The organism is Rhizobium sp. Leaf384 (genome assembly GCF_001424065.1).
Lineage (GTDB): Bacteria > Pseudomonadota > Alphaproteobacteria > Rhizobiales > Rhizobiaceae > Ferranicluibacter.
Window position 1 is genome coordinate 230,776 of sequence record NZ_LMQE01000007.1, and the last position, 19,722, is coordinate 250,497.

A 19,722-nucleotide genomic window follows, 5' to 3' on the forward strand; every position below is an offset into this window, starting at 1 on the left:
ACGCCAAGATGAGGAGAGCCGTCATGGGTCGCCCGAGGGAATTGTCGCTGGAAGAACGGGAACGCCGGCTAGGACGGGGTTATCGCCCGAGCGCGGTATCGGCACCGGATCCCGCCAGTCCGTCGCACCTCGAAGATGCGCTCGGTCCGGCAGCCAAATCGGTCATGACGGATGAGCGGCCCGGTATCGGCGGATTCTACGATGGCACGGCCTTTGAAGTTGGGAATCGTCCGTGAGGGTGCAGCGTGGGACGTCATCCTTGCCGTGTTTCCGGGAATATTCGGAAAACCCCGGCCCGCCGTCAGTCTTCACGCGAATGCGGACATCGAAGCTCACCCCACCCTCCGACACGACGACCCACCGCAACAAGATGGCGATGCGCATGATGCTCGGCCCCCGTCCAGGCTTTGACATGTCGCAGGTCGAAGCCGCCTTGATCAACATTACAGGCTTGCGACAGGCGAGCATCCCGCAGCCACACTAAGGAAGCCGGAGGAGGAACACCCATGACCACCATCATCAAGAACGGCACCATCGTCACGGCCGACCTGACCTACGCCGCGGACATCCGCATCGAGAACGGCGTGATCGCCGAGATCGGACCCAACCTGACCGGCGGCGATGTGCTCGACGCGACGGGCTGCTACGTCATGCCCGGCGGCATCGACCCCCATACCCATCTCGAAATGCCGTTCATGGGCACCTATTCCGCCGACGATTTCGAGAGCGGCACCCGCGCGGCACTGGCCGGGGGAACGACGATGGTGGTGGATTTCGCGCTGCCGAATCCGGGCCAGTCGCTGCTCGACGCGCTCGACATGTGGCACAACAAGACCTCGCGGGCGGCCTGCGACTATTCCTTCCACATGGCGATCACCTGGTGGGGTGCGCAGGTATTTGAGGAGATGGAGGCGATCGTCCGCGACAAAGGCATCAACACCTTCAAGCATTTCATGGCCTACAAGGGTGCGCTGATGGTGGACGACGACGAAATGTTCGCGTCCTTCCAGCGCTGTGCAGAGCTTGGCGCGCTCCCGCTCGTCCATGCCGAGAATGGCGACGTCGTGGCGCAGATGCAGGCCAAGCTCATGGCCGAAGGCAACGACGGGCCGGAGGCGCATGCCTATTCCCGCCCGCCCGAGGTCGAGGGCGAGGCGACGAACCGCGCGATCATGATCGCCGACATGGCGGGCTGTCCGGTCTATATCGTCCACACCTCCTGCGAGCAAAGCCACGAAGCCATCCGCCGCGCCCGGCAGAAGGGCATGCGGGTCTATGGCGAGCCCCTCATTCAGCACCTGACGCTCGACGAAAGCGAATATGCCAACGGTGACTGGGACCATGCCGCCCGCCGCGTGATGTCGCCGCCATTCCGCAGCAAGCAGCACCAGGACAGCCTCTGGGCCGGCCTTTCGTCCGGGTCGCTGCAATGCGTGGCGACGGATCACTGCGCCTTCACCACCGAACAGAAGCGCTCCGGCCTTGGCGATTTCCGCAAGATTCCGAACGGGACCGGCGGGCTGGAAGATCGCATGCCGATGCTCTGGACGCATGGCGTGGCGACAGGCCGCATCACCATGAACGAGTTCGTTGCGGTGACGTCGACCAACATCGCGAAGATCCTCAACATCTACCCGAAGAAAGGCGCGATCCTCGTCGGCGCCGATGCCGACCTCGTCGTCTGGGATCCGAAACGGACGAAGGTCATTTCCGCCAAGACCCAGCAGTCGGCGATCGACTACAACGTCTTCGAGGGCAAGACCGTGACCGGCCTGCCTCGCTACACGCTGACGCGCGGCATGGTCGCGATCGAGGAGGATACGGTGAAAACACGCGAGGGCCATGGCGCTTTCGTCCGCCGGCCCCCGGTCACGCCGGTGTCCAAGGCCTTGTCGACCTGGAAGGAAATCACGGCGCCGCGCAAGGTGACGCGGACCGGCATCCCGGCGAGTGGCGTCTGATGCGCATGCTCGCGCTCATTGCCGCCTGCGGCTGCGTGTCGGGCGTGAGCGTCGCTGCGCCCAGCTTTCTCGACGGCGCCTATGGTGATGCGGAAGGCTGCGCCTATGTCCTGACGAGCGAGTCGAGCGGCGCGGATGTGTTCTTTCTCCTCAACGACGAAGGCATCACCACGGCCACGGCCTACTGCCAGTTCGAGGGAACGGCGAAGAAGACGCCATCCGGCTTCAGCGTCCGCACCCAGTGCGATGCCGAAGGCGAGGTCGGCCCGAAGGAAACCGTCGCGCTCGACCGCGGCGCGAAGGGCTATACGATCCGTTTCAAGGACGGCACCACATGGGGACCGCTTTCGCAATGCCGCAGATGACACCCGATGCCCTTTCCCCGACAGGCCCCGATGCCGACAGCCGGCCGGCCGATGGCCGATCCGTCGTCTCGGCTCGAGGTCTCGGCCTGACCTTCAAGACCGACGACGGGCCGGTCACCGCCCTGACCGGGGTCGATCTCGACGTCCGCAAGGGCGATTTCGTCTCCTTCATCGGCCCGTCCGGCTGCGGCAAGACCACATTCCTGCGCGTCATCGCGGATCTCGAGACGCCCACCGCCGGCACAATCACGGTCAACGGCACGACGCCCGAGGATGCGCGGAAGAACCGGTCCTATGGATACGTCTTCCAGGCCGCAGCCCTCTATCCCTGGCGTACGATCGAGCAAAACATCGCGCTTCCGCTGGAGATCATGGGCTATGGCGACGCCGAGAAACGCGCGCGGATCGAGCGCACGCTGGCTCTCGTCAACCTGTCGGGTTTCGGCAAGAAGTTTCCCTGGCAGCTCTCCGGCGGCATGCAGCAGCGCGCCTCCATCGCCCGCGCGCTCGCCTTCGATGCGGACCTCTTGCTGATGGATGAACCGTTCGGAGCACTGGACGAAATCGTGCGCGACCACCTGAACGAGCAGCTTCTCGAGCTCTGGGCCCGCACCGAAAAGACCATCTGCTTCGTCACCCACTCCATCCCCGAGGCCGTCTACCTCTCCACCAAGATCGTCGTGATGAGCCCGCGTCCGGGCCGGATCACCGACGTGATCGAGTCGACCCTGCCACGGGAGCGGCCGCTGGATATCCGCGAAACGCCCGAATTCCTGGAAATCGCCAGCCGTGTCCGGGACGGTCTGCGGGCGGGACACAGCTATGACGAGTAGCGACCGGATGCCGCGGACGAACAGCCGCCCGTCGCGCGCCGGAGAGAGCACCCCATGACGACGCGCGAAAAGATCATTCCCGTCCTCACCATTCTCGCCGTGCTCCTCCTCGTCTGGTACGCCGCCGCCGTTTTCCTCAATGCGCCGTTCGAACGCGACACGGCCGGCCGGGCCGGAACAAGCGTGACCTTCGCGGAGATCGTACCGCGGACGATGGCGCAGGCGCGGCCGGTTCTGCCGGCGCCGCATCAGGTGATCGCCGAACTCTGGGACACGACGATCAACAAGCCGGTGACCTCCAAGCGCAGCCTCGTCTATCACGCCTGGATCACGCTCTCCGCCACGCTGGTCGGCTTCGGTCTCGGCACCCTGCTCGGCATCGCCCTGGCGGTCGGCATCGTGCACAACAGGGCCATGGACCGCTCGTTGATGCCCTGGATCATCGCCAGCCAGACCATCCCGATTCTCGCGATCGCCCCGATGATCATCGTCGTGCTCAACGCCATCGGCATTTCCGGTCTGCTGCCGAAAGCGCTGATCTCGACCTATCTCTCGTTCTTCCCGATCGCGGTCGGCATGGTGAAGGGTCTGCGCAGTCCGGAACAGATCCAGCTCGACCTGATGCGCACCTACAATGCCAGCCCCGCGCAACTCTTCTGGAAGCTGCGCTGGCCGGCGTCCATGCCATATCTGTTCGCCTCGCTGAAAGTGGCCGTCGCCATCTCGCTGGTGGGCGCCATTGTCGGCGAACTGCCGACGGGTGCCGTCGCCGGGCTCGGCGCGCGCCTTCTGGCCGGCTCCTATTACGGGCAGACCGTCCAGATCTGGTCGGCCCTGTTCATGGCGGCGGGCCTTGCCGCGATCCTCGTTCTTCTCGTCGGTGCCGCGCACGCCGCTGTGCTTCGCCGCATGGGAGCCCGCCCATGAACGCCATTCTTCCCGCCGTGCTCTTCTGGCTTGCCGCCTGGGCACTCAACGAATGGCTGGTGCGCCGGAAACCAGCCTCGAAGGCCTCGGCGCGCGCCATCCGCCTTGCCGTGCCGATCCTTTTCGGCATCAGCCTCCTCGTCCTCTGGGAGGGCCTCGTGCGCGGCTTCGCCGTGCCGGCCGTCCTCTTGCCGCCGCCATCCATGATCTGGACGCGGCTGATCTCGTCCCTGCCCACGCTCTGGGCCGACTTCCGGCAGACCTTCCTCAAATCCGTGCTCACCGGCTATGTCGCCGGTTGCGGTCTCGGCTTCCTGGTCGCCATCGCCATCGATCGCTCGCCCTTCCTGCAGAAAGGGCTTCTGCCCCTCGGAAACTTCGTGTCCGCCCTCCCCGTCGTGGGCGTCGCCCCGATCATGGTCATGTGGTTCGGCTTCGACTGGCCGTCCAAGGTGGCGGTCGTCGTCATCATGACGTTCTTCCCCATGCTGGTGAACACGGTGACAGGGCTTGCCGCGGCCAGCAGCATGGAAAAGGATCTGATGCAGACCTATGCGGCTTCCTGGTTCCAGACGCTGATCAAGCTCCGGCTGCCGGCCGCCTGGCCTTTCATTTTCAATGCGTTGAAGATCAACTCGACGCTGGCCCTGATCGGTGCCATCGTCGCGGAATTCTTCGGCACCCCGATCGTCGGCATGGGCTTTCGCATCTCCACCGAGGTGGGGCGCATGAATGTCGACATGGTCTGGGCGGAGATCGCCGTGGCGGCGCTGGCCGGCTCGGTGTTCTATGGTGTGGTGGCGCTGGTGGAACGCGTCGTCACGTTCTGGCATCCGTCCGTCCGCGGTGGGCGGGCGTAAAAAGAAGACGAACGATAACAAAGGGAACGAACATGAAACGGACAATCGCATCGCTTCTCCTGTCCAGTGCTCTCTCGCTGGCCGCCTTCGACGCCATGGCAGCGGACAAGGTCACGCTGCAGCTGAAATGGGTCACGCAGGCACAGTTTGCCGGCTATTACGTCGCCAAGGACAAGGGCTTCTACGAGGAGGAAGGTCTTGACGTCGAGATCAAGCCGGGCGGTCCGGATATCGCGCCTCCGCAGGTCATCGCCGGCGGTGGAGCCGATGTCGTGGTCGACTGGATGCCCTCGGCCCTCGCCACCCGCGAAAAGGGTGTCGCCCTCGTCAATATCGCCCAGCCGTTCAAGCGGTCCGGCATGATGCTGACCTGCCTCAAGGAAAGCGGCGTGACGAGCCCCGCCGACTTCAAGGGCAAGACGCTCGGCGTCTGGTTCTTCGGCAACGAATATCCGTTCCTGTCCTGGATGAGCCAGCTCGGCCTCAAGACCGATGGCGGGCCGGATGGCGTGACCGTCCTCAAGCAGGGTTTCAACGTCGATCCGCTGATCCAGAAGCAGGCCGCCTGCATCTCCACCATGACCTATAACGAATACGGCCAGGTTCTCGACGCCGGCATCAAGCCGGAGGATCTGGTGACGTTCAAATACGAGGATCAGGGCGTAGCGACGCTCGAAGACGGCCTCTACGTGCTTGAAGACAAGCTCAAGGACCAGGCGTTCAAGGACAAGATGGTCAAGTTCGTGCGCGCCTCGATGAAGGGCTGGAAATACGCCGAAGAGAACGTCGACGAGGCCGCCGGCATCGTGCTGGAAAACGACGCGACCGGCGCCCAGACCGAAGAGCACCAGAAGCGCATGATGGGCGAGATTGCCAAGCTGACCGCCGGCTCCAACGGCGCGCTGGACGAGGCCGACTACACCCGCACGGTCGCATCGCTGATGAAGGGCGGCTCCGACCCCGTCATCACCAAGGAGCCCACCGGCGCCTGGACGCACGAGATCACCGACGCAGCGCTGAAGTAGCCAGCAAGCCGATCGGCATTTGACATTCGACAGCGCGCGGCTCCGGCCGCGCGTTTCGCGTTTCGGTTCCTGCCGGAGCCAGTTGCCGGGCCCGTCTGCCTGAAAAATGCCTGATCCCGACGCCATAGACAATCAGACCTCTGCAGACCAAAGGGCTCCGGGGTTTCAGACGTCATTGTGCCGATGATTCTCCGAGCACGAAACCTCGGACAATGCTATAGAGGACGCCGGGTAGGCTGCCGCGGGGGCGTGGCGCCAGCCTTGCGATGATGGGGCAGACAAGACGGCGTTGGTCGTCTTTCAGCATAATTCAGTGATGAGGACGCGCCGATGGCGGGTGAACGTAGCTTGGCAAGTGGCATGCATGCGGACAGGCCCGCTTCGGAACGAACGCCGTTTCCAGCCGTCCTGACGGCTCTCCTGCTGGCATGGTTGCCCGTTTCGGCATCGGCAGCCCAGGCCGAGGCTCAAGCCCAGGTCCAGAGCCAGACCCAGGAAACGGCAACGCCTGAGGCGGACAATTCGGACGCCAAGCCTGCGGCCAGCTACCCGTCCATCGTCGTCACCAAGGCCGAGACGCGCAAGGTCATCGACCGGGTCATTGCGACCGGGACCATTCAGGCGGTCGAGGAAACCTTCGTGCAGCCGCTCGTCGAAGGCCTGTCGATCCGCAGCCTTGCGGTGGATATCGGCGACAAGGTCGAGGCCGACGCAACGATGGCGACGTTGAACGAGGACGCGCTCCTGCTCACGCGCGGCCAGAACGAGGCCAGCCTCGCCAAGGCGCAGGCGTCGCTCGCCCAGTATCAAGCCCAGCTCGTCGAAGCGCAAGCCAATGCGAAAGAGGCCGTCCGCGTTTCCGAGCGCAACGCCCGGCTCCTGACATCGGGTTCGGTTTCCACCGCCCTTGCCGACCAGACGGAGGCCGCCGCGGCGGCCGCGCTGGCGCGCGTCACCTCTGCCGAACAGCTGATCGCCGTTGCGCAGTCCGACATCAAGGTCGTCGAAGCGCAGATCGCAGACGTGGACCTCCGCCTGGCGCGCACCACCATCAAGGCGCCGGTCGCCGGCACGGTCTCCGCCCGGACAGCCAAAGTCGGCGCCATCGCCGCCGGCTCCGGACAGCCGCTTTTCACCATCATCCGCGACGGCGCCGTGGAGATGCGCGCCGACGTCTCGGAAAGCGATCTCCTGAAGCTCGCCGTCGGCCAGAAGGCCAAGCTGAAGCTTGCCGATAGCCGCGTCACGCTCGACGGCACGATCCGGTTGATATCGCCGACCGTCGACGCCGATACCCGCCTCGGCACCGTCTTCATCAGCATCCCCGAGTCCGAAAAGGCGCGCATCGGCATGTATGCCAATGCCGACATCACGGTGGAGGAAAAGCAGGCCCTGGCCCTTCCCCTCACGGCCGTGACCAGCGGCAAGAGCGAAACGGTCGTGCGCAAGGTGCGCGACGGCGTGGTCGAGATGGCCCGGATCGAGACGGGCATTCAGGACGGTCGCTACATCGAGGTCGTCTCGGGCCTCGAGGAAGGCGACGAGGTCGTGGCGAAGGCCGGTGCCTATGTTCGCGATGGCGACAGGATCACGCCGGTCAGGCTGACAGACACCACTGGCAAGACGGCCACCAACTGAGGATCGACCCGCCATGAATTTTTCGGCCTGGGCCATTCGCAATCCGATCGCACCGATCCTCACCTTCGTGCTGTTGATGTTTCTCGGCTATCAGTCGTTCAACGCGCTGCCGATCACACGCTTCCCCAACATCGATGTGCCCATCGTTTCCATCGCCGTCGCGCAGAGCGGCGCTGCGCCGGCCGAGCTGGAAACGCAGGTCACCAAGGAGATCGAGGACGCCGTCGCCGGCATTGCCGGGGTCAAGCACGTCACCTCGACCATTACCGACGGCATTTCCACGACCGCCGTCGAGTTCGAGATCGAGATCCCGACGAACCAGGCGGTGCAGGACACCAAGGATGCGATCGACCGGATCCGCGGCGACCTTCCGGCGGGAATCGAGGAGCCGATCGTCGCCAAGATCGATGTCGAGGGTCAGGCGATCCAGACCTTTGCCGTCTCTGCTCCGGACATGACGCTGGAAGAGATCAGCTGGTTCGTGGACGATACGATCAAGCGCGCCTTGCAGGGCCAGACCGGCATCGGCCGGATCGACCGCTACGGCGGCGCCGATCGCGAAGTGCGCGTCGAACTCAGCGACAGCCGCCTCAATTCCTATGGGATCACGGCGACCGACGTGAACGCGCAGCTGCGCAAGATGAACACCGACCTCGGTTCCGGCCGCGGGCAGATCGGCGGCAGCGAACAGGCGATCCGTACGCTCGGTGACGCCCGCTCCGTCTCGGCGCTGGCCGATACGATGATCGCTATGCCGAACGGACGCTTCGTGCGCCTTTCGGAACTCGGCACCGTCACGGACACCTATGAAGAACCGAAAAGTTTCTCGCGCTTCGACGGCACGCCCGTCGTCACCTTCGCCGTGTTCCGCTCCAAGGGCGCAAGCGAGGTCACCGTCGCCGAAACCGTTGCAAAGTCGCTGGACGCCGTCCGGGCCGCCAATCCCGGCGTTTCGATCCAGCTGATCAACGACAGCGTGTACTTCACCTACGGCAATTACGAAGCGGCCCTGCACACGCTGATCGAAGGCGCCCTGCTGGCCGTGGCCGTCGTTCTCCTGTTCCTGCGGAACTGGCGCGCAACGCTGATTTCCGCGCTGGCCCTGCCCCTGTCGGCCATTCCGACCTTCTGGGTCATGGACCTGCTCGGCTTCTCGCTCAACCTCGTCTCGTTCCTGGCCCTGACGCTGGCAACCGGCATTCTCGTGGATGACGCGATCGTCGAGATCGAAAACATCGCCCGGCACATCAAGATGGGCAAATCGCCCTATCGGGCGTCGATCGAGGCGGCGGACGAGATCGGTCTTGCGGTCATCGCCACCACCTTCACGATCATCGCGGTCTTCGTGCCGGTGTCCTTCATGCCGGGCATCCCCGGCCAGTACTTCATCCAGTTCGGCCTGACCGTCGCGGTTTCCGTGTTCTTCTCGCTCATGGTGGCGCGACTGATCACGCCGGTCATGGCAGCCTATCTCATGCGCTCCGGCGATGGCGACGGGCATGGCGAAGCGCGCGACGGCGTCATCATGCGCGGCTACAGCTGGCTGGTCTCGACCACCACGCGGCGCTGGTACATGCGCTATCTGACGCTCGCCGTCGCGATTGCCTTCCTCGTCGGCTCGGTACAGCTGCTGCTGACCGTTCCCGGCAGCTTCCTGCCGCCGGAAGATGCGTCGCGCATCGTGCTCTCCGTCGAACTGCCGCCGGATGCCATGCTGGAGGATACCGACCGGACGACCGCAGAAATCTACGACCGGATCAAGGGTTTCGCGGGCGTCGACGGCATCTTCGTGCTGGGCGGGGCATCGCCGAAGGGCGACCTCGAGCTGCGTCGCGCGACGATCACGGTCCTTCTCAAGAAGCTCGACCATTCGCTCGTCAACAAGCTGGTCAACAATCTCCTGGGCCGGCTTCCGGTGGTGGGCCAGTACATGCCCAAGCTGCCGCCGACAGGCCGCGTCATTCCCCAGTCCCAGATCGAGTCCCAGATTTTTGCCGCCATTCACACCATTCCGGATGTGCGCGTGCTGAAGCTGAACGACCGCGGCGAGCGCGACCTGGCATTCAACCTTCTGTCCAATGACGAAGCGTCCCTTAGCGATGCCGTCGGCCTGCTGCAGGCCAGGCTTCGCAACGAGCCGACGCTCGCCAATGTGAGCCCCGACGGTGCGTTGCCGCGCCCGGAACTGCAGCTGCGTCCGCTGACGGAACGCATGTCGCGGCTCGGCATCACCACGTCCCAGCTCTCCGATGTCCTGCGGGTTGCGACCATCGGCGACATCGACGCGGCGCTGACGAAGATCTCGCTCGACGACCGGCAGATCCCCATTCGCGTGCAGCTCGACACCGGCGTCCGCACGGATCTGGCCGCCATCCGCAACATCCGGATCCAGACGGCATCCGGCGCACTGGTGCCCATCTCGAGCGTGGCCGATATCGCCTATTCGGAAGGCCCGAGTTCCATCAAGCGCTATGACCGCTTCCGCGTCGTCACGATCGGCGCGGACCTGCCGGTCGGCGTTGCGCTCAACACGGCCTCGGATCGCTTCAAACAGGCCGCGAGCGAGGTCAACCTGCCGAAGGGCGTCCGCTTCCTGGAAAGCGGCGACGCCGAGGTCCAGGCCGAAATGCAGTCCGGCTTCGTCCATGCCATGCTGCTCGGCCTGCTCCTCGTGCTCGTGGTGCTGATCCTCCTGTTCAAGGATGTGATCCAGCCCTTCACGATCCTGTTCTCGTTGCCGCTCGCCATCGGCGGCGTCGCACTGGGCCTCATCGTCACCAACAATGCGCTCTCCATGCCCGTCCTCATCGGCATCCTCATGCTGATGGGCATTGTCACCAAGAACGCCATCCTCCTGGTCGATTTCGCCATCGAGATGAAGCGTCAGGGCATGGAACGGGTGGATGCCATGGTGGAGGCGGGGCGCAAGCGGGCCCGGCCGATCATCATGACGTCCATCGCCATGTCCGCGGGCATGCTGCCGTCCGCGCTCGGGGTCGGCGAAGGCGGATCGTTCCGCGCGCCGATGGCCATCGCCGTCATCGGCGGGATCATCGTCTCCACGGTCCTGTCGCTGGTGGTCGTGCCGTCGTTCTTCCTGATCATGGACGACCTGTCGCGCCTGCTTGGCTGGGCCTTCGGCGGTCTCGTCGGCCGCAAGGAGGCCGAGACCATCCCGCTCGAAAATACGGCACTGACGGAAAAGCTCGCGGAACAGGCCGAAACGATCGAAACGCTGCAGGAGCGCCTCGATCGCCTGGAAAGCCGCGCCACGCCGGGCACGCTGCGTGCCGTCGGAGGCACCGTCGTGACGCACCCGGCTCTCGCTGCGGAGTAGACGGCGGGCTCGGTGCCGCACCCGCCCTTGCCGACCGCTTCCCCGCCCGGGCCCCTTGCCCGCAGGTGGGGGCGCGGATGTGCGTCGGTTCTCGACAGGTCTCCTACAGCCCGCCTTCGACCCGCAGAAATTCCACGATCCGCTCCACGCCCTCGCCGCGCTTCATGTCGGAAAACACGAACGGGCGGGATTGGCGCATGCGGTCAGCGTCGCGCTGCATGACGTCGAGGTCGGCCCCGACATAAGGCGCGAGATCCTTCTTGTTGATGACGAGAAGATCAGAGCGCGTGATGCCCGGACCGCCTTTGCGGGGAATCTCCTCGCCCTGGCAGACGGAGATGACGTAGAGCGTGATGTCGGCGAGATCGGGCGAGAAGGTCGCCGCGAGATTGTCGCCGCCGGACTCGATGAACACGACGTCAAGGTCCGGGATGCGGCGATTGAGGTCGGCAATGGCCTGCAGGTTGATCGTCGCATCCTCCCGGATGGCGGTGTGCGGGCAACCGCCTGTCTCGACGCCGACGATCCTGTCGGATGGCAGCGCCTGCATGCGCACCAGCGCTTCGGCATCTTCCTGCGTGTAGATGTCGTTGGTGACCACGGCGACAGACCATCTGTCGCGCATGGCCTTGCACAGCTTGTCCGTCAGAGCCGTCTTGCCCGAGCCGACCGGGCCGCCGATGCCGACGCGCAGGGGACCATGGGTGGATGCCATCAGAGTGTCCTTTCAAATGCGCCCCTCGGGGCAACGTCTTTCACGCCTTACGACCGGAAGAGGCGAGATGCCAGCGTCTCGTGGCGAAGGCCTGCGACGTCTGCCAGAAAGCCGGCAGAGCCGAGATCCTCAAGCGAGCTTGCGGCCGCGCGTGCCGCTGTCGCCGCCACGTCGGCTTCCAGCCCCGCCAGCATGGCCACGCCGGCGCGCTGGCCAAGCACGCCGCACCGGATCGCCACGGAGATCTGGTTGGAGAGGGCCGCATGCAGATAGGCCGCAATCGCCGGCGCGAGCCCTGTGCCATGAAGGCCGGCAAGGGTGCCGAGGGCAACCGGATAGGCGACGCGCTCCGGCAGCGAAACCTCGATCCCGGCCGGCCAGGCGGACGCTGCGGCGAGAAAGGCCTCTCCCTGCAGCAGGGTCTCCATCTGGCGCTCCCGGCTTCCCGCCATGGCCTCTGCAAGAGCGGCGACAGCGTGGAGTGCATCGACCTTTCCGGCCGCGCGATAGCTTTCCGCGAGCAGCACGGCATCGTTCCAGGTCGTTCCCTGCGCAAGCGCGCCGGACAGCCAATCCTCGAGCGACGTCGGATCCGCAACGCTTCCATCGGCCACGGCCTGCTCGAGCCCGCTCGAATAGGAGAAGGCCCCGACGGGAAACGCCGGCGACAGCCATGCCATCAGCCTGAGAAGCGCCTGCGTGCTCCCGGTGTTCGTCTCTGTGTCAGGACGGTCCGCCCGCGTCGCCTGGCAAAGCCTATCCGTCATGGGAATGCTCGTGCCCCTTCCCGCCATGGCCGTGATCATGGTGTTGATCCGGACCATGATCATGCCCGTGCCCGCTGTGATAGGCGCCGCGCATCGGCTGGAAGGGCGCCGTCACCTCCTGAACGTCGGCACCGAGCCCGATCAGCATGGAGCGGATGACGGGATCGCGCAGGATGACGATGCGGTCCTCGCGGATCTCGGCCTGGAGATGACGGTTGCCCAGATGCCAGGCGAGCTCGATCAGGTGAAGACGGTCGCGCGGCTTGATCTCGTACAGTGCCTCCTCCACGGCGGCAATCAGGATATAGCCGCCGCCGTCCAGCACCAGCGCATCGCCATCGGCGAGCATCACGGCCTGCTTCAGGTCCAGCATGACGACGTCGTCATCCGGCAGATGCAGGAGCTTGCGTCGCAGATGCCGCTGGTCGTGCGGCAGGCGCAACAGGGCAACGGGTGTGATATCGGCCGGAGCCGGAGAAACGATGGCGGTGGAGCGATACGGCATGACGTCCTCGATCAATTAAAATGCTGGAGAGAAAAGGCGAGCGATACCGGCAGCGGGTTCCAGACCCCCGTGCGAAGCCCCGCCGCGCGCAAGACACGCGCCGTCCAGGTGTTGCAGCCGGCCAACGCCGTGAACCAGCCGGTCGCCTCGAAGAAACGATCGGTCTGCCCATAGCGCACATCCGGCACCGGCACGACCTGCCCATGCAGCCGTTCGAAGTCGGCCGCGATCGTCTCGAGCAGCCGCTGATAGGCGACAGGCCCGATGTCGTAACCCTGCACCGTGGGCGTCGGCTCGTCCAGCGCACCGAGCACGTCCACATGCAACACCGCCCGATCGAGCGTCAGTCCGCGCAGAAGGGGAAGCGGTCTCAGGTCCGCCCAGGTCGGCGTCTGAAGATAGAAGGCGCGCCCGCCCCGACCGAACACCATCCACCGTGCCGCGGGATCATCGACCGGTACGCCGTTCTCGCGAAGAAACGAGAACCGCTCGAGGCTTTCCGTATCCACGGGAATAGCGATATCGGTGTGGATCGAGTTGGAGAGAACCAGGATCCGCCGCGTCCCCTCTCCGCCGTCGCCTGATGGCGCAAACAAGGGTTGCGGCAGGATCGCGCCGAACCCTGCGGCCAGCGCGAGGAGAAGCGTGAGGAGCGCGAGACCGATCCCCAGTCTTCGCACGGCCGGGCGCAGCCGCCTCATACGGTGCATATCGGCCGGCGTCCGCCGAGCCTGCCATCGAGCGTCAGGACCGCGCGCACCGGTCTAGAACAGGAAATAGCGCTGCGCCATCGGCAGCACTGTTGCGGGCTCGCAGGTCAGCAACTCGCCATCCGCCCGCACCTCGTAGGTTTCCGGATCGACCTCGATCATCGGCGTCAGGCTGTTGTGGATCATCGAGGCCTTGCCGATCCCGCCGCGTGTGTTTTTCACCGCCATTAGCGTCTTTGCCACGCCGAGCTTGGCTGCGAGACCGGCATCGAGCGAAGCCTGCGACACGAAGGTAACGGACGAATTGGTTCGCGCCTTGCCATAGGCGCCGAACATCGGCCGGTAGTGCACCGGCTGCGGCGTCGGAATGGAGGCGTTCGGATCGCCCATCGGCGCTGCCGCGATCACGCCGCCGAGCAGGACCATGTCCGGCTTGACCCCGAAGAAGGCCGGACTCCACATCACGAGATCCGCCCGCTTGCCGACCTCCACCGATCCGATCGCGTGGCTGAGACCATGTGCGATGGCCGGGTTGATGGTGTATTTCGCGATGTAACGCTTCACCCGCATGTTGTCGTTGTCGCCGGTCTCGCCCGGCAGGCGGCCGCGCTGCCGCTTCATCTTGTCGGCGGTCTGCCAGGTACGGATCGCGACCTCGCCGACGCGGCCCATCGCCTGGCTGTCGGACGAGATGATCGAGAAGGCGCCGATATCGTGAAGAATGTCCTCCGCCGCGATCGTCTCCTTGCGGATCCGGCTTTCGGCAAAGGCGATGTCCTCGGGGATCGACGGCGACAGGTGATGGCAGACCATCAGCATGTCCAGATGCTCGGCCAGCGTATTGATCGTGTAGGGCCGCGTCGGGTTGGTGGAGGACGGGATGACGTTCGGCTGACCGCAGATCTTGATGATGTCGGGCGCATGCCCGCCTCCGGCCCCTTCGGTATGGAAGGCGTGGATAGTGCGGCCCTTCAACGCGGCGATGGAGTCCTCGACGAAGCCGCTTTCGTTCAGCGTGTCCGTGTGGATCATCACCTGCACGTCGTACTCGTCGGCGACCGACAGGCAGCAGTCGATGGCAGCAGGCGTTGTGCCCCAGTCTTCGTGCAGCTTCAGCGAGGTCGCGCCACCCAGCACCATCTCGACCAGCGCGCCCGGCAGGGATGCATTGCCCTTGCCGGCAAAGGCGAGGTTCATGGGGAAGGCATCGGCGGCCTCGATCATGCGCGCCAGATGCCAGGGGCCGGGCGTGCATGTCGTGGCGAGCGTGCCGTGCGCCGGCCCCGTGCCGCCGCCGAGCATCGTCGTGAGGCCCGACATGAGCGCTTCTTCAATCTGCTGCGGGCAGATGAAGTGGATATGGCTGTCCATGCCTCCGGCCGTGATGATCTTGCCTTCGGCGGCGATCGCCTCCGTGCCGGGTCCGACGATGATGTCGACATTCGGCTGGGTATCCGGGTTGCCCGCCTTGCCGATCGCGACGATCAACCCATCCTTCAGCCCGATATCGGCTTTGACGATGCCCCAGTGATCGACAATCAGCGCATTGGTGATGACGGTATCCACCGCGCCATCGGCCCGCGTCACCTGGCTCTGGCCCATGCCATCCCGGATGACCTTGCCGCCGCCGAACTTCACCTCGTCGCCATAGGTGGTGAAATCCTTCTCCACCTCGATGAAAAGCTCCGTATCCGCCAGCCGGACCCGGTCACCGGTCGTCGGGCCGAACATGTTGGCATAGGCGGCGCGGGACATCTTGTAGGACATGGGACTACCTCGAAAGCTCGGAAAAAAGGGATGACCGGCCAGCAGCGCGATCGAATATAACGGGCGAAAGGCCGCCAGTGCGACGGTTGCTCTCGCCGCCCGGATGGTCCGGAGTGCCGCCGGGATGATGCGCATGGGGCGACGGGGATGCGATCATGGCCTTGGTGATCGTGCCCGTTTTCATCCTGAGAGCTTCGCCCATGCCGCTCTCCTAACGCCCGACCGCGAAAGACACGGCCGGTGCCGCATCCAGCCGTCGAAGCCGGCCCTCGGCGATCCAGCGATCGACCAGTTGCCGCTCGGCGGCGAACGGGTGCCCCTCCCATCCGACATGGGTGAAGCCGGCAAGCGTGATATCGGCGTCGGGATGTGCGCCGAGCACATCGGCGATAACGACAAGGCCGCTGCTCGGCACGACGTAGCGTGTGGGCGAGAAACCGGAGAGCATCGACTCCACGAACCGCTGCGTCTGCGCATCGAGCACCCGGAACGTCTTCCCGGATGCCTGTGCGAAGGCTTCGAAGGCAGCCGTCTCGTCGTCGCAGAAATCGTCGAGTTCGGGATGCGTGGTCGCAAGGGGTGTCCGCAGGGTTTCGAAAAGCGCGGGATCGCGGACGCACCAGAGCTGTTTCGCCGCGACAACGGCGGGATGCGCCGCCCAAGCCGTCGGCACGAGGCTCGCCGGTACCTGCAAAGCCGGCTGTCCGAGCATCATCTTTGCCGGGCGACCTGTGTTGCAGACGGCAACGACATCCGTGCGCTGTCCCGCGCGGTAGGAGCGGCAGTCATTGAAGCGGATGACGCAGTCGGCAGACGCAATCTCGGGGGCAGTGCCGTCCGGCACCGGCCCATTGCCGACAATCACGATGCGCGCCCCGGTCTTCACGATCGTCCCCCGCCTCCCTGTTCCAAGCTTGCCTGTTCCATGTTGCCCTGTTCCATGCTCCCGTGTTCCGTGCTTAAGGCCTTTCGGCTCCGCGGATCCCGAGCGCCGGCCGTCTTCCTGCCGAACGGTCGGCAGATCCTCTGGCCGCAAGGGACCGCCTGCCCGATATCCGCCGGCCCGCGCGGCTCGTGGGTGCGGCGATCATTGCTCGGCCAATGCCGCATCCAGTTCTTCCGTCCGCTTGGTGGTCAGCTCCGCGAGACAGCCGGCCACCAGCATGGGCTCCATCGTCCCGCCCCGCGCCTCGAAGCCTGCCAGCGCGCACTGTCCGTCGCGATAGGCGATCCAGGCACGCTGCGCCGTCTTCAGCGCATCGACCGCGCCGACCATGTCGTCGCCGAGATCGGCAAGATCCTTGTCCGCCGCCTGAGCACGCGCCAGCGTCTTGCGATAGGCCGCGTTCAACGCCGCATCGGCCGTATCGTAATCCATCTGCGCGCACAGCGTCATGTCGCTCTGGGTCGTTGCATTGTTGCAATCGGGCTCGTCGGCGCCGGCCGCAGCGGCGGGCGTGGCTGCGAGAAACAGTCCCGAAACCAGGGCAGCGCCCGAAAAGACCATCAGCCTTGCCATCTCAGAGCGCACCCATGATCTTCTGGCGGAAACCATAGACCTCCCGCTTGCCGGCAAAGGGGATGAGCGTCACGTCGCGCGTCTGCCCCGGCTCGAACCGGACCGCCGTACCAGCCGGAATGTCGAGCCGCCGGCCATGGGCGGCCGCACGATCGAAGGTGAGGCCGGCATTGGTCTCGGCGAAGTGATAGTGGCTGCCGACCTGCACCGGACGGTCGCCGGTGTTCGACACCTCGATCGTCACCGTCTCCAGCCCGACATTCAGTTCGATCTCGCCCTCTGCCGCAAGGATTTCACCGGGGATCATTCTGTCTCTCCTCAAGGTCTCGATAGGCAGGCTGCATGGCATTCATGGCATTCATGGCATTCGGGGCACTCACGGCAGTCACGACGGTCCGACGATGCGGGTTCGCGGGCGTCATGCCGCCATGCCGCACCCGCCGGCCTTCACCACGCGATCGGTGGAAGCGGGGTTCTTCATCAGCTTCTCGGCAGGACGAATGGGGCGGCGAACGAGTTCGCCGGTGCAGTTCGGGCAGCGTCCGCCGAGGACGCCGCCGGCGCAGGTCGCGCAGAAGGTGCATTCGAAGCTGCAGATCATGGCGTCGCGGCTGTCGGCCGGCAGGTCCGTATCGCAGCATTCGCAATTGGGTCGAAGCGCCAGCATGGAAACCTCAGCGAATGGGTTCGTGAACGGTGACAAGCTTCGTGCCATCCGGGAATGTCGCCTCGATCTGGATGTCATGGATCATTTCGGGGATCCCCTCCATCACCTGCGCGCGGGTGATGACATGGGCGCCGGCCTCCATGAGGTCGGGCACGGAACGCCCGTCCCGTGCGCCCTCGACCACGAAATCCGTGATCAGCGCGATGGCTTCGGGATGGTTGAGCTTGACGCCACGCTCCAGCCGGCGACGCGCCACCATGGCCGCCATCGAGATCAGCAGCTTGTCTTTTTCCCGCGGAGTAAGGTTCATGCGACGCGACCCACCATCTTCTTCGACATTCTCTACAGGCTCCAGACTTTCGGCACAGATCCGCTCTTGCGCAAGTGCGAAATCATCGGCACGAGGATTTTTCGCAAGGTGAAACCGTCCTTCGCCACGATCCGCGCCACCAGTTTTTCCTGCCCGCCCACCACGACGTGGCTGACCCCGCCCGATCCTGTTTCGGCAGCGCTCTGCAGGCGTTCGCGCATCGCCTTGATGTGCTGCTCGCAGCCATCCGTGGTCAACAGCAGCGTTGCAAAGGCGACGTGGCCGCCCAGCGAGAAGGCACGACGGGTCAGCGCGTCGACATCGCCTGACAAGCGCATGTTTTCGGCATGCAGCAAGGTGCCACCTTTCACGATGCGCCAACGGTCGAGAAACAGGCCGTTGCGCATGCGTTCGCCCATTGCGGTCCGCCCGAGCAACACAGCCTCGACAGCCAGAAATTCGGCATCTGCGGCAAGGTCGACATCGAGCGAGCGCGTCATCGAGGCGCGATCGAACAGGATCGTTTCCTGGGGCAGCCAATGGATGCGGGAGCCTGCCCCCGCCCGGATGGTCGTCGTCACCGAGGTCGTACCCGCGCTGGCCTTGTAGATCTTTTCGCAGGCCTGCGTCGTCAGCGTCAGATCGGTGCCCGCGCCCGCGGCAAAGCGCCAGTCCATCTCGTCGCCGCCTGTCAACCCGCCGGAGCTGTTGATCAGAACCGCTTCCATGCTGCCATCGAACATCGTGGGAAGGCGCAGCTTGGCGCAGCCCTCCTGATAGAACTCCTCCAGCCGCGTGCGTCCGCCGGCCGATTTCGCCACCAGCCGTCCGCGTCCGAAGGCGCGCTGAGGCCGGGTCGCGGCGGTTTCGCAAAGCGTTTCAGGCATGCGCTGTCGTTCGGGCAATGGCTGCTGGTTGCGGGCGAGCACGGTCAAACCGTAAGGTGCCGTCGGGCATCCGGCGTGTCGAGCGTTTCGGCCGGGCCTTCATGCACAATCTCTCCGCGATCCATGATGTAGACATGGTCTGCAAGCTCACGGCAAAAGTCAAGGTATTGTTCCACAAGCAGAATTGCCATGCCCGTGGAATCCCGCAGATACTGGATTGCCCGCCCGATATCCTTGATGATCGATGGCTGGATGCCCTCCGTCGGCTCGTCCAGCACAAGGATCTTCGGACGCGTGACGAGAGCCCGGCCGATGGCCAGTTGCTGCTGCTGCCCGCCGGACAGATCCCCGCCGCGACGACCGAGCATCGATTTCAGGATCGGAAACAGCTGGAAGATCTCGTCCGGGACGAACCGGTCCTTGCGGGCGACGGGCGCGAAACCCGACTCCAGATTCTCCTTGACCGTCAGCAGGGGGAAAACCTCCCGCCCCTGCGGCACGAAGCCGACACCCAGGCGTGCGCGATTGTAGGGCGCCATGCCGTTCATGACGGTCTCGTTGAACGTCACCTTGCCCGCGCTTGTCGCATGCTGGCCCGTGACGGCGCGCAGAAGGCTGGTCTTGCCGACGCCGTTGCGGCCGAGCACACAGGTGATCTTGCCCATCGGCGCCGTGATGGAGACGCCGCGCAGGGCCTGTGCCGCACCATAGTGAAGGTTGATGTTGTCGACGGTCAGCATGAGACACCTCGTGGCATGGGTGGGAACGACGCATCGGGGTTTTCAACGGGTCGCGCCGCGCAACGCGTCCTCTCTTCCGCAAGACCGGTGAAGAGAGGCGGCCAAGCACCCGTCCGCAAGCGGCGACGAACGAGCGCACCACCGTCGGCAGCCGTCCGGACTGCGACCATCGAGACGTTTTCAGACATG

Annotated in this window: 21 protein-coding genes; 9 read left to right on the top strand and 12 right to left on the bottom strand. The window is 65.0% G+C overall.

Translation table 11 applies throughout. The features are described 5' to 3' along the window. The first annotated feature begins 23 nt into the window (after positions 1–23). The 9 genes from ASG25_RS23255 (at position 24) to ASG25_RS16880 (ending at position 10,946) form a co-directional block, all read left to right on the top strand. Positions 24–236, top strand: coding sequence for a hypothetical protein (locus ASG25_RS23255; protein ID WP_062476483.1), 213 nt, complete (start codon positions 24–26; stop codon positions 234–236). Positions 237–506: 270 nt separating this feature from the next. Next, complete coding sequence (gene hydA / locus ASG25_RS16845; protein WP_062476486.1) at positions 507–1,961, top strand: dihydropyrimidinase; 1,455 nt, start codon at positions 507–509, stop codon at positions 1,959–1,961. Further along, positions 1,961–2,326 (top strand): hypothetical protein, encoded by a 366-nt coding sequence (locus ASG25_RS16850; RefSeq protein ID WP_062476489.1) that lies wholly within the window; start codon positions 1,961–1,963, stop codon positions 2,324–2,326. The genes hydA and ASG25_RS16850 overlap by 1 nt, the downstream gene beginning before the upstream one ends. Then, complete coding sequence (locus ASG25_RS16855) at positions 2,323–3,159, top strand: ABC transporter ATP-binding protein (RefSeq protein ID WP_244479443.1); 837 nt, start codon at positions 2,323–2,325, stop codon at positions 3,157–3,159. The genes ASG25_RS16850 and ASG25_RS16855 overlap by 4 nt, the downstream gene beginning before the upstream one ends. 54 nt (positions 3,160–3,213) lie before the next feature. Then, the gene (locus ASG25_RS16860) at positions 3,214–4,086 is read left to right on the top strand and encodes an ABC transporter permease (protein ID WP_062476492.1); all 873 of its coding nucleotides are present in this window, start codon (positions 3,214–3,216) and stop codon (positions 4,084–4,086) included. Then, positions 4,083–4,946 carry an ABC transporter permease gene (locus ASG25_RS16865; RefSeq protein WP_062476495.1) on the top strand — a complete coding sequence of 288 codons (864 nt, stop codon included), beginning with the start codon at positions 4,083–4,085 and terminating at the stop codon, positions 4,944–4,946. Before ASG25_RS16860 ends, ASG25_RS16865 begins: the two co-directional genes overlap by 4 nt. Positions 4,947–4,978: 32 nt before the next feature. Further along, positions 4,979–5,971, top strand: a complete 993-nt coding sequence (locus ASG25_RS16870) for an ABC transporter substrate-binding protein (protein WP_062476498.1) — start codon at positions 4,979–4,981, stop codon at positions 5,969–5,971. Between the two features lie 330 nt (positions 5,972–6,301). Then, positions 6,302–7,609, top strand: a complete 1,308-nt coding sequence (locus tag ASG25_RS16875; protein ID WP_244479434.1) for an efflux RND transporter periplasmic adaptor subunit — start codon at positions 6,302–6,304, stop codon at positions 7,607–7,609. A gap of 13 nt (positions 7,610–7,622) precedes the next feature. After that, a complete protein-coding gene (locus ASG25_RS16880; RefSeq protein ID WP_062476504.1) occupies positions 7,623–10,946 on the top strand; it encodes an efflux RND transporter permease subunit in 3,324 nt (1,107 codons plus the stop codon). Positions 10,947–11,049: 103 nt separating this feature from the next. Here ASG25_RS16880 and ureG read toward each other — a convergent pair whose 3' ends face one another. The 12 genes from ureG to urtE form a co-directional block, all read right to left on the bottom strand. Continuing rightward, positions 11,050–11,661 carry an urease accessory protein UreG gene (gene ureG, locus ASG25_RS16885; RefSeq protein ID WP_062476508.1) on the bottom strand — a complete coding sequence of 204 codons (612 nt, stop codon included), beginning with the start codon at positions 11,659–11,661 and terminating at the stop codon, positions 11,050–11,052. A gap of 47 nt (positions 11,662–11,708) precedes the next feature. Next, entirely contained in the window at positions 11,709–12,341 is a 633-nt protein-coding gene (locus ASG25_RS16890) for an urease accessory UreF family protein (RefSeq protein ID WP_062477118.1), read from the bottom strand. A gap of 76 nt (positions 12,342–12,417) precedes the next feature. Beyond that, a complete protein-coding gene (gene ureE, locus ASG25_RS16895) occupies positions 12,418–12,933 on the bottom strand; it encodes an urease accessory protein UreE (RefSeq protein ID WP_062476511.1) in 516 nt (171 codons plus the stop codon). A gap of 11 nt (positions 12,934–12,944) precedes the next feature. Further along, complete coding sequence (locus ASG25_RS16900; RefSeq protein ID WP_062476514.1) at positions 12,945–13,643, bottom strand: TIGR02117 family protein; 699 nt, start codon at positions 13,641–13,643, stop codon at positions 12,945–12,947. A 54-nt stretch (positions 13,644–13,697) separates the two neighbouring features. Continuing rightward, positions 13,698–15,410 carry an urease subunit alpha gene (gene ureC / locus ASG25_RS16905; RefSeq protein ID WP_062476517.1) on the bottom strand — a complete coding sequence of 571 codons (1,713 nt, stop codon included), beginning with the start codon at positions 15,408–15,410 and terminating at the stop codon, positions 13,698–13,700. Positions 15,411–15,621: 211 nt separating this feature from the next. Next, complete coding sequence (locus ASG25_RS16915) at positions 15,622–16,275, bottom strand: hypothetical protein (RefSeq protein ID WP_062477122.1); 654 nt, start codon at positions 16,273–16,275, stop codon at positions 15,622–15,624. A gap of 222 nt (positions 16,276–16,497) precedes the next feature. After that, on the bottom strand, positions 16,498–16,929 hold the full coding sequence (locus ASG25_RS16920; RefSeq protein WP_156379815.1) for a lysozyme inhibitor LprI family protein: 432 nt from the start codon (positions 16,927–16,929) through the stop codon (positions 16,498–16,500). A gap of 1 nt (position 16,930) precedes the next feature. Next, positions 16,931–17,236 carry an urease subunit beta gene (locus tag ASG25_RS16925; RefSeq protein WP_062476527.1) on the bottom strand — a complete coding sequence of 102 codons (306 nt, stop codon included), beginning with the start codon at positions 17,234–17,236 and terminating at the stop codon, positions 16,931–16,933. A gap of 111 nt (positions 17,237–17,347) precedes the next feature. After that, positions 17,348–17,596 carry a DUF1272 domain-containing protein gene (locus ASG25_RS16930; protein ID WP_062476530.1) on the bottom strand — a complete coding sequence of 83 codons (249 nt, stop codon included), beginning with the start codon at positions 17,594–17,596 and terminating at the stop codon, positions 17,348–17,350. 7 nt (positions 17,597–17,603) lie between these two features. Continuing rightward, entirely contained in the window at positions 17,604–17,906 is a 303-nt protein-coding gene (locus ASG25_RS16935; RefSeq protein WP_037099076.1) for an urease subunit gamma, read from the bottom strand. A 32-nt stretch (positions 17,907–17,938) separates the two neighbouring features. After that, positions 17,939–18,793, bottom strand: coding sequence for an urease accessory protein UreD (locus ASG25_RS16940; RefSeq protein ID WP_062476533.1), 855 nt, complete (start codon positions 18,791–18,793; stop codon positions 17,939–17,941). A gap of 44 nt (positions 18,794–18,837) precedes the next feature. Next, positions 18,838–19,533 carry an urea ABC transporter ATP-binding subunit UrtE gene (gene urtE, locus ASG25_RS16945; RefSeq protein ID WP_062476536.1) on the bottom strand — a complete coding sequence of 232 codons (696 nt, stop codon included), beginning with the start codon at positions 19,531–19,533 and terminating at the stop codon, positions 18,838–18,840. Positions 19,534–19,722 lie beyond the last annotated feature (189 nt).

Excerpts from the sequence above, each read along its gene's own strand:
- ASG25_RS23255 (WP_062476483.1), top strand. The coding sequence starts at position 24 with ATGGGTCGCCCGAGGGAATTGTCGCTGGAAGAACGGGAACGCCGGCTA.
- hydA (WP_062476486.1), top strand. The coding sequence starts at position 507 with ATGACCACCATCATCAAGAACGGCACCATCGTCACGGCCGACCTGACC.
- ASG25_RS16850 (WP_062476489.1), top strand. The coding sequence starts at position 1,961 with ATGCGCATGCTCGCGCTCATTGCCGCCTGCGGCTGCGTGTCGGGCGTG.
- ASG25_RS16855 (WP_244479443.1), top strand. The coding sequence starts at position 2,323 with ATGACACCCGATGCCCTTTCCCCGACAGGCCCCGATGCCGACAGCCGG.
- ASG25_RS16860 (WP_062476492.1), top strand. The coding sequence starts at position 3,214 with ATGACGACGCGCGAAAAGATCATTCCCGTCCTCACCATTCTCGCCGTG.
- ASG25_RS16865 (WP_062476495.1), top strand. The coding sequence starts at position 4,083 with ATGAACGCCATTCTTCCCGCCGTGCTCTTCTGGCTTGCCGCCTGGGCA.
- ASG25_RS16870 (WP_062476498.1), top strand. The coding sequence starts at position 4,979 with ATGAAACGGACAATCGCATCGCTTCTCCTGTCCAGTGCTCTCTCGCTG.
- ASG25_RS16875 (WP_244479434.1), top strand. The coding sequence starts at position 6,302 with ATGGCGGGTGAACGTAGCTTGGCAAGTGGCATGCATGCGGACAGGCCC.
- ASG25_RS16880 (WP_062476504.1), top strand. The coding sequence starts at position 7,623 with ATGAATTTTTCGGCCTGGGCCATTCGCAATCCGATCGCACCGATCCTC.
- ureG (WP_062476508.1), bottom strand. The coding sequence starts at position 11,661 with ATGGCATCCACCCATGGTCCCCTGCGCGTCGGCATCGGCGGCCCGGTC.
- ASG25_RS16890 (WP_062477118.1), bottom strand. The coding sequence starts at position 12,341 with ATGGCATGGCTGTCGCCGGCGTTTCCCGTCGGGGCCTTCTCCTATTCG.
- ureE (WP_062476511.1), bottom strand. The coding sequence starts at position 12,933 with ATGCCGTATCGCTCCACCGCCATCGTTTCTCCGGCTCCGGCCGATATC.
- ASG25_RS16900 (WP_062476514.1), bottom strand. The coding sequence starts at position 13,643 with ATGCACCGTATGAGGCGGCTGCGCCCGGCCGTGCGAAGACTGGGGATC.
- ureC (WP_062476517.1), bottom strand. The coding sequence starts at position 15,410 with ATGTCCTACAAGATGTCCCGCGCCGCCTATGCCAACATGTTCGGCCCG.
- ASG25_RS16920 (WP_156379815.1), bottom strand. The coding sequence starts at position 16,929 with ATGGCAAGGCTGATGGTCTTTTCGGGCGCTGCCCTGGTTTCGGGACTG.
- ASG25_RS16925 (WP_062476527.1), bottom strand. The coding sequence starts at position 17,236 with ATGATCCCCGGTGAAATCCTTGCGGCAGAGGGCGAGATCGAACTGAAT.
- ASG25_RS16930 (WP_062476530.1), bottom strand. The coding sequence starts at position 17,596 with ATGCTGGCGCTTCGACCCAATTGCGAATGCTGCGATACGGACCTGCCG.
- ASG25_RS16935 (WP_037099076.1), bottom strand. The coding sequence starts at position 17,906 with ATGAACCTTACTCCGCGGGAAAAAGACAAGCTGCTGATCTCGATGGCG.
- ASG25_RS16940 (WP_062476533.1), bottom strand. The coding sequence starts at position 18,793 with ATGCCTGAAACGCTTTGCGAAACCGCCGCGACCCGGCCTCAGCGCGCC.
- urtE (WP_062476536.1), bottom strand. The coding sequence starts at position 19,533 with ATGCTGACCGTCGACAACATCAACCTTCACTATGGTGCGGCACAGGCC.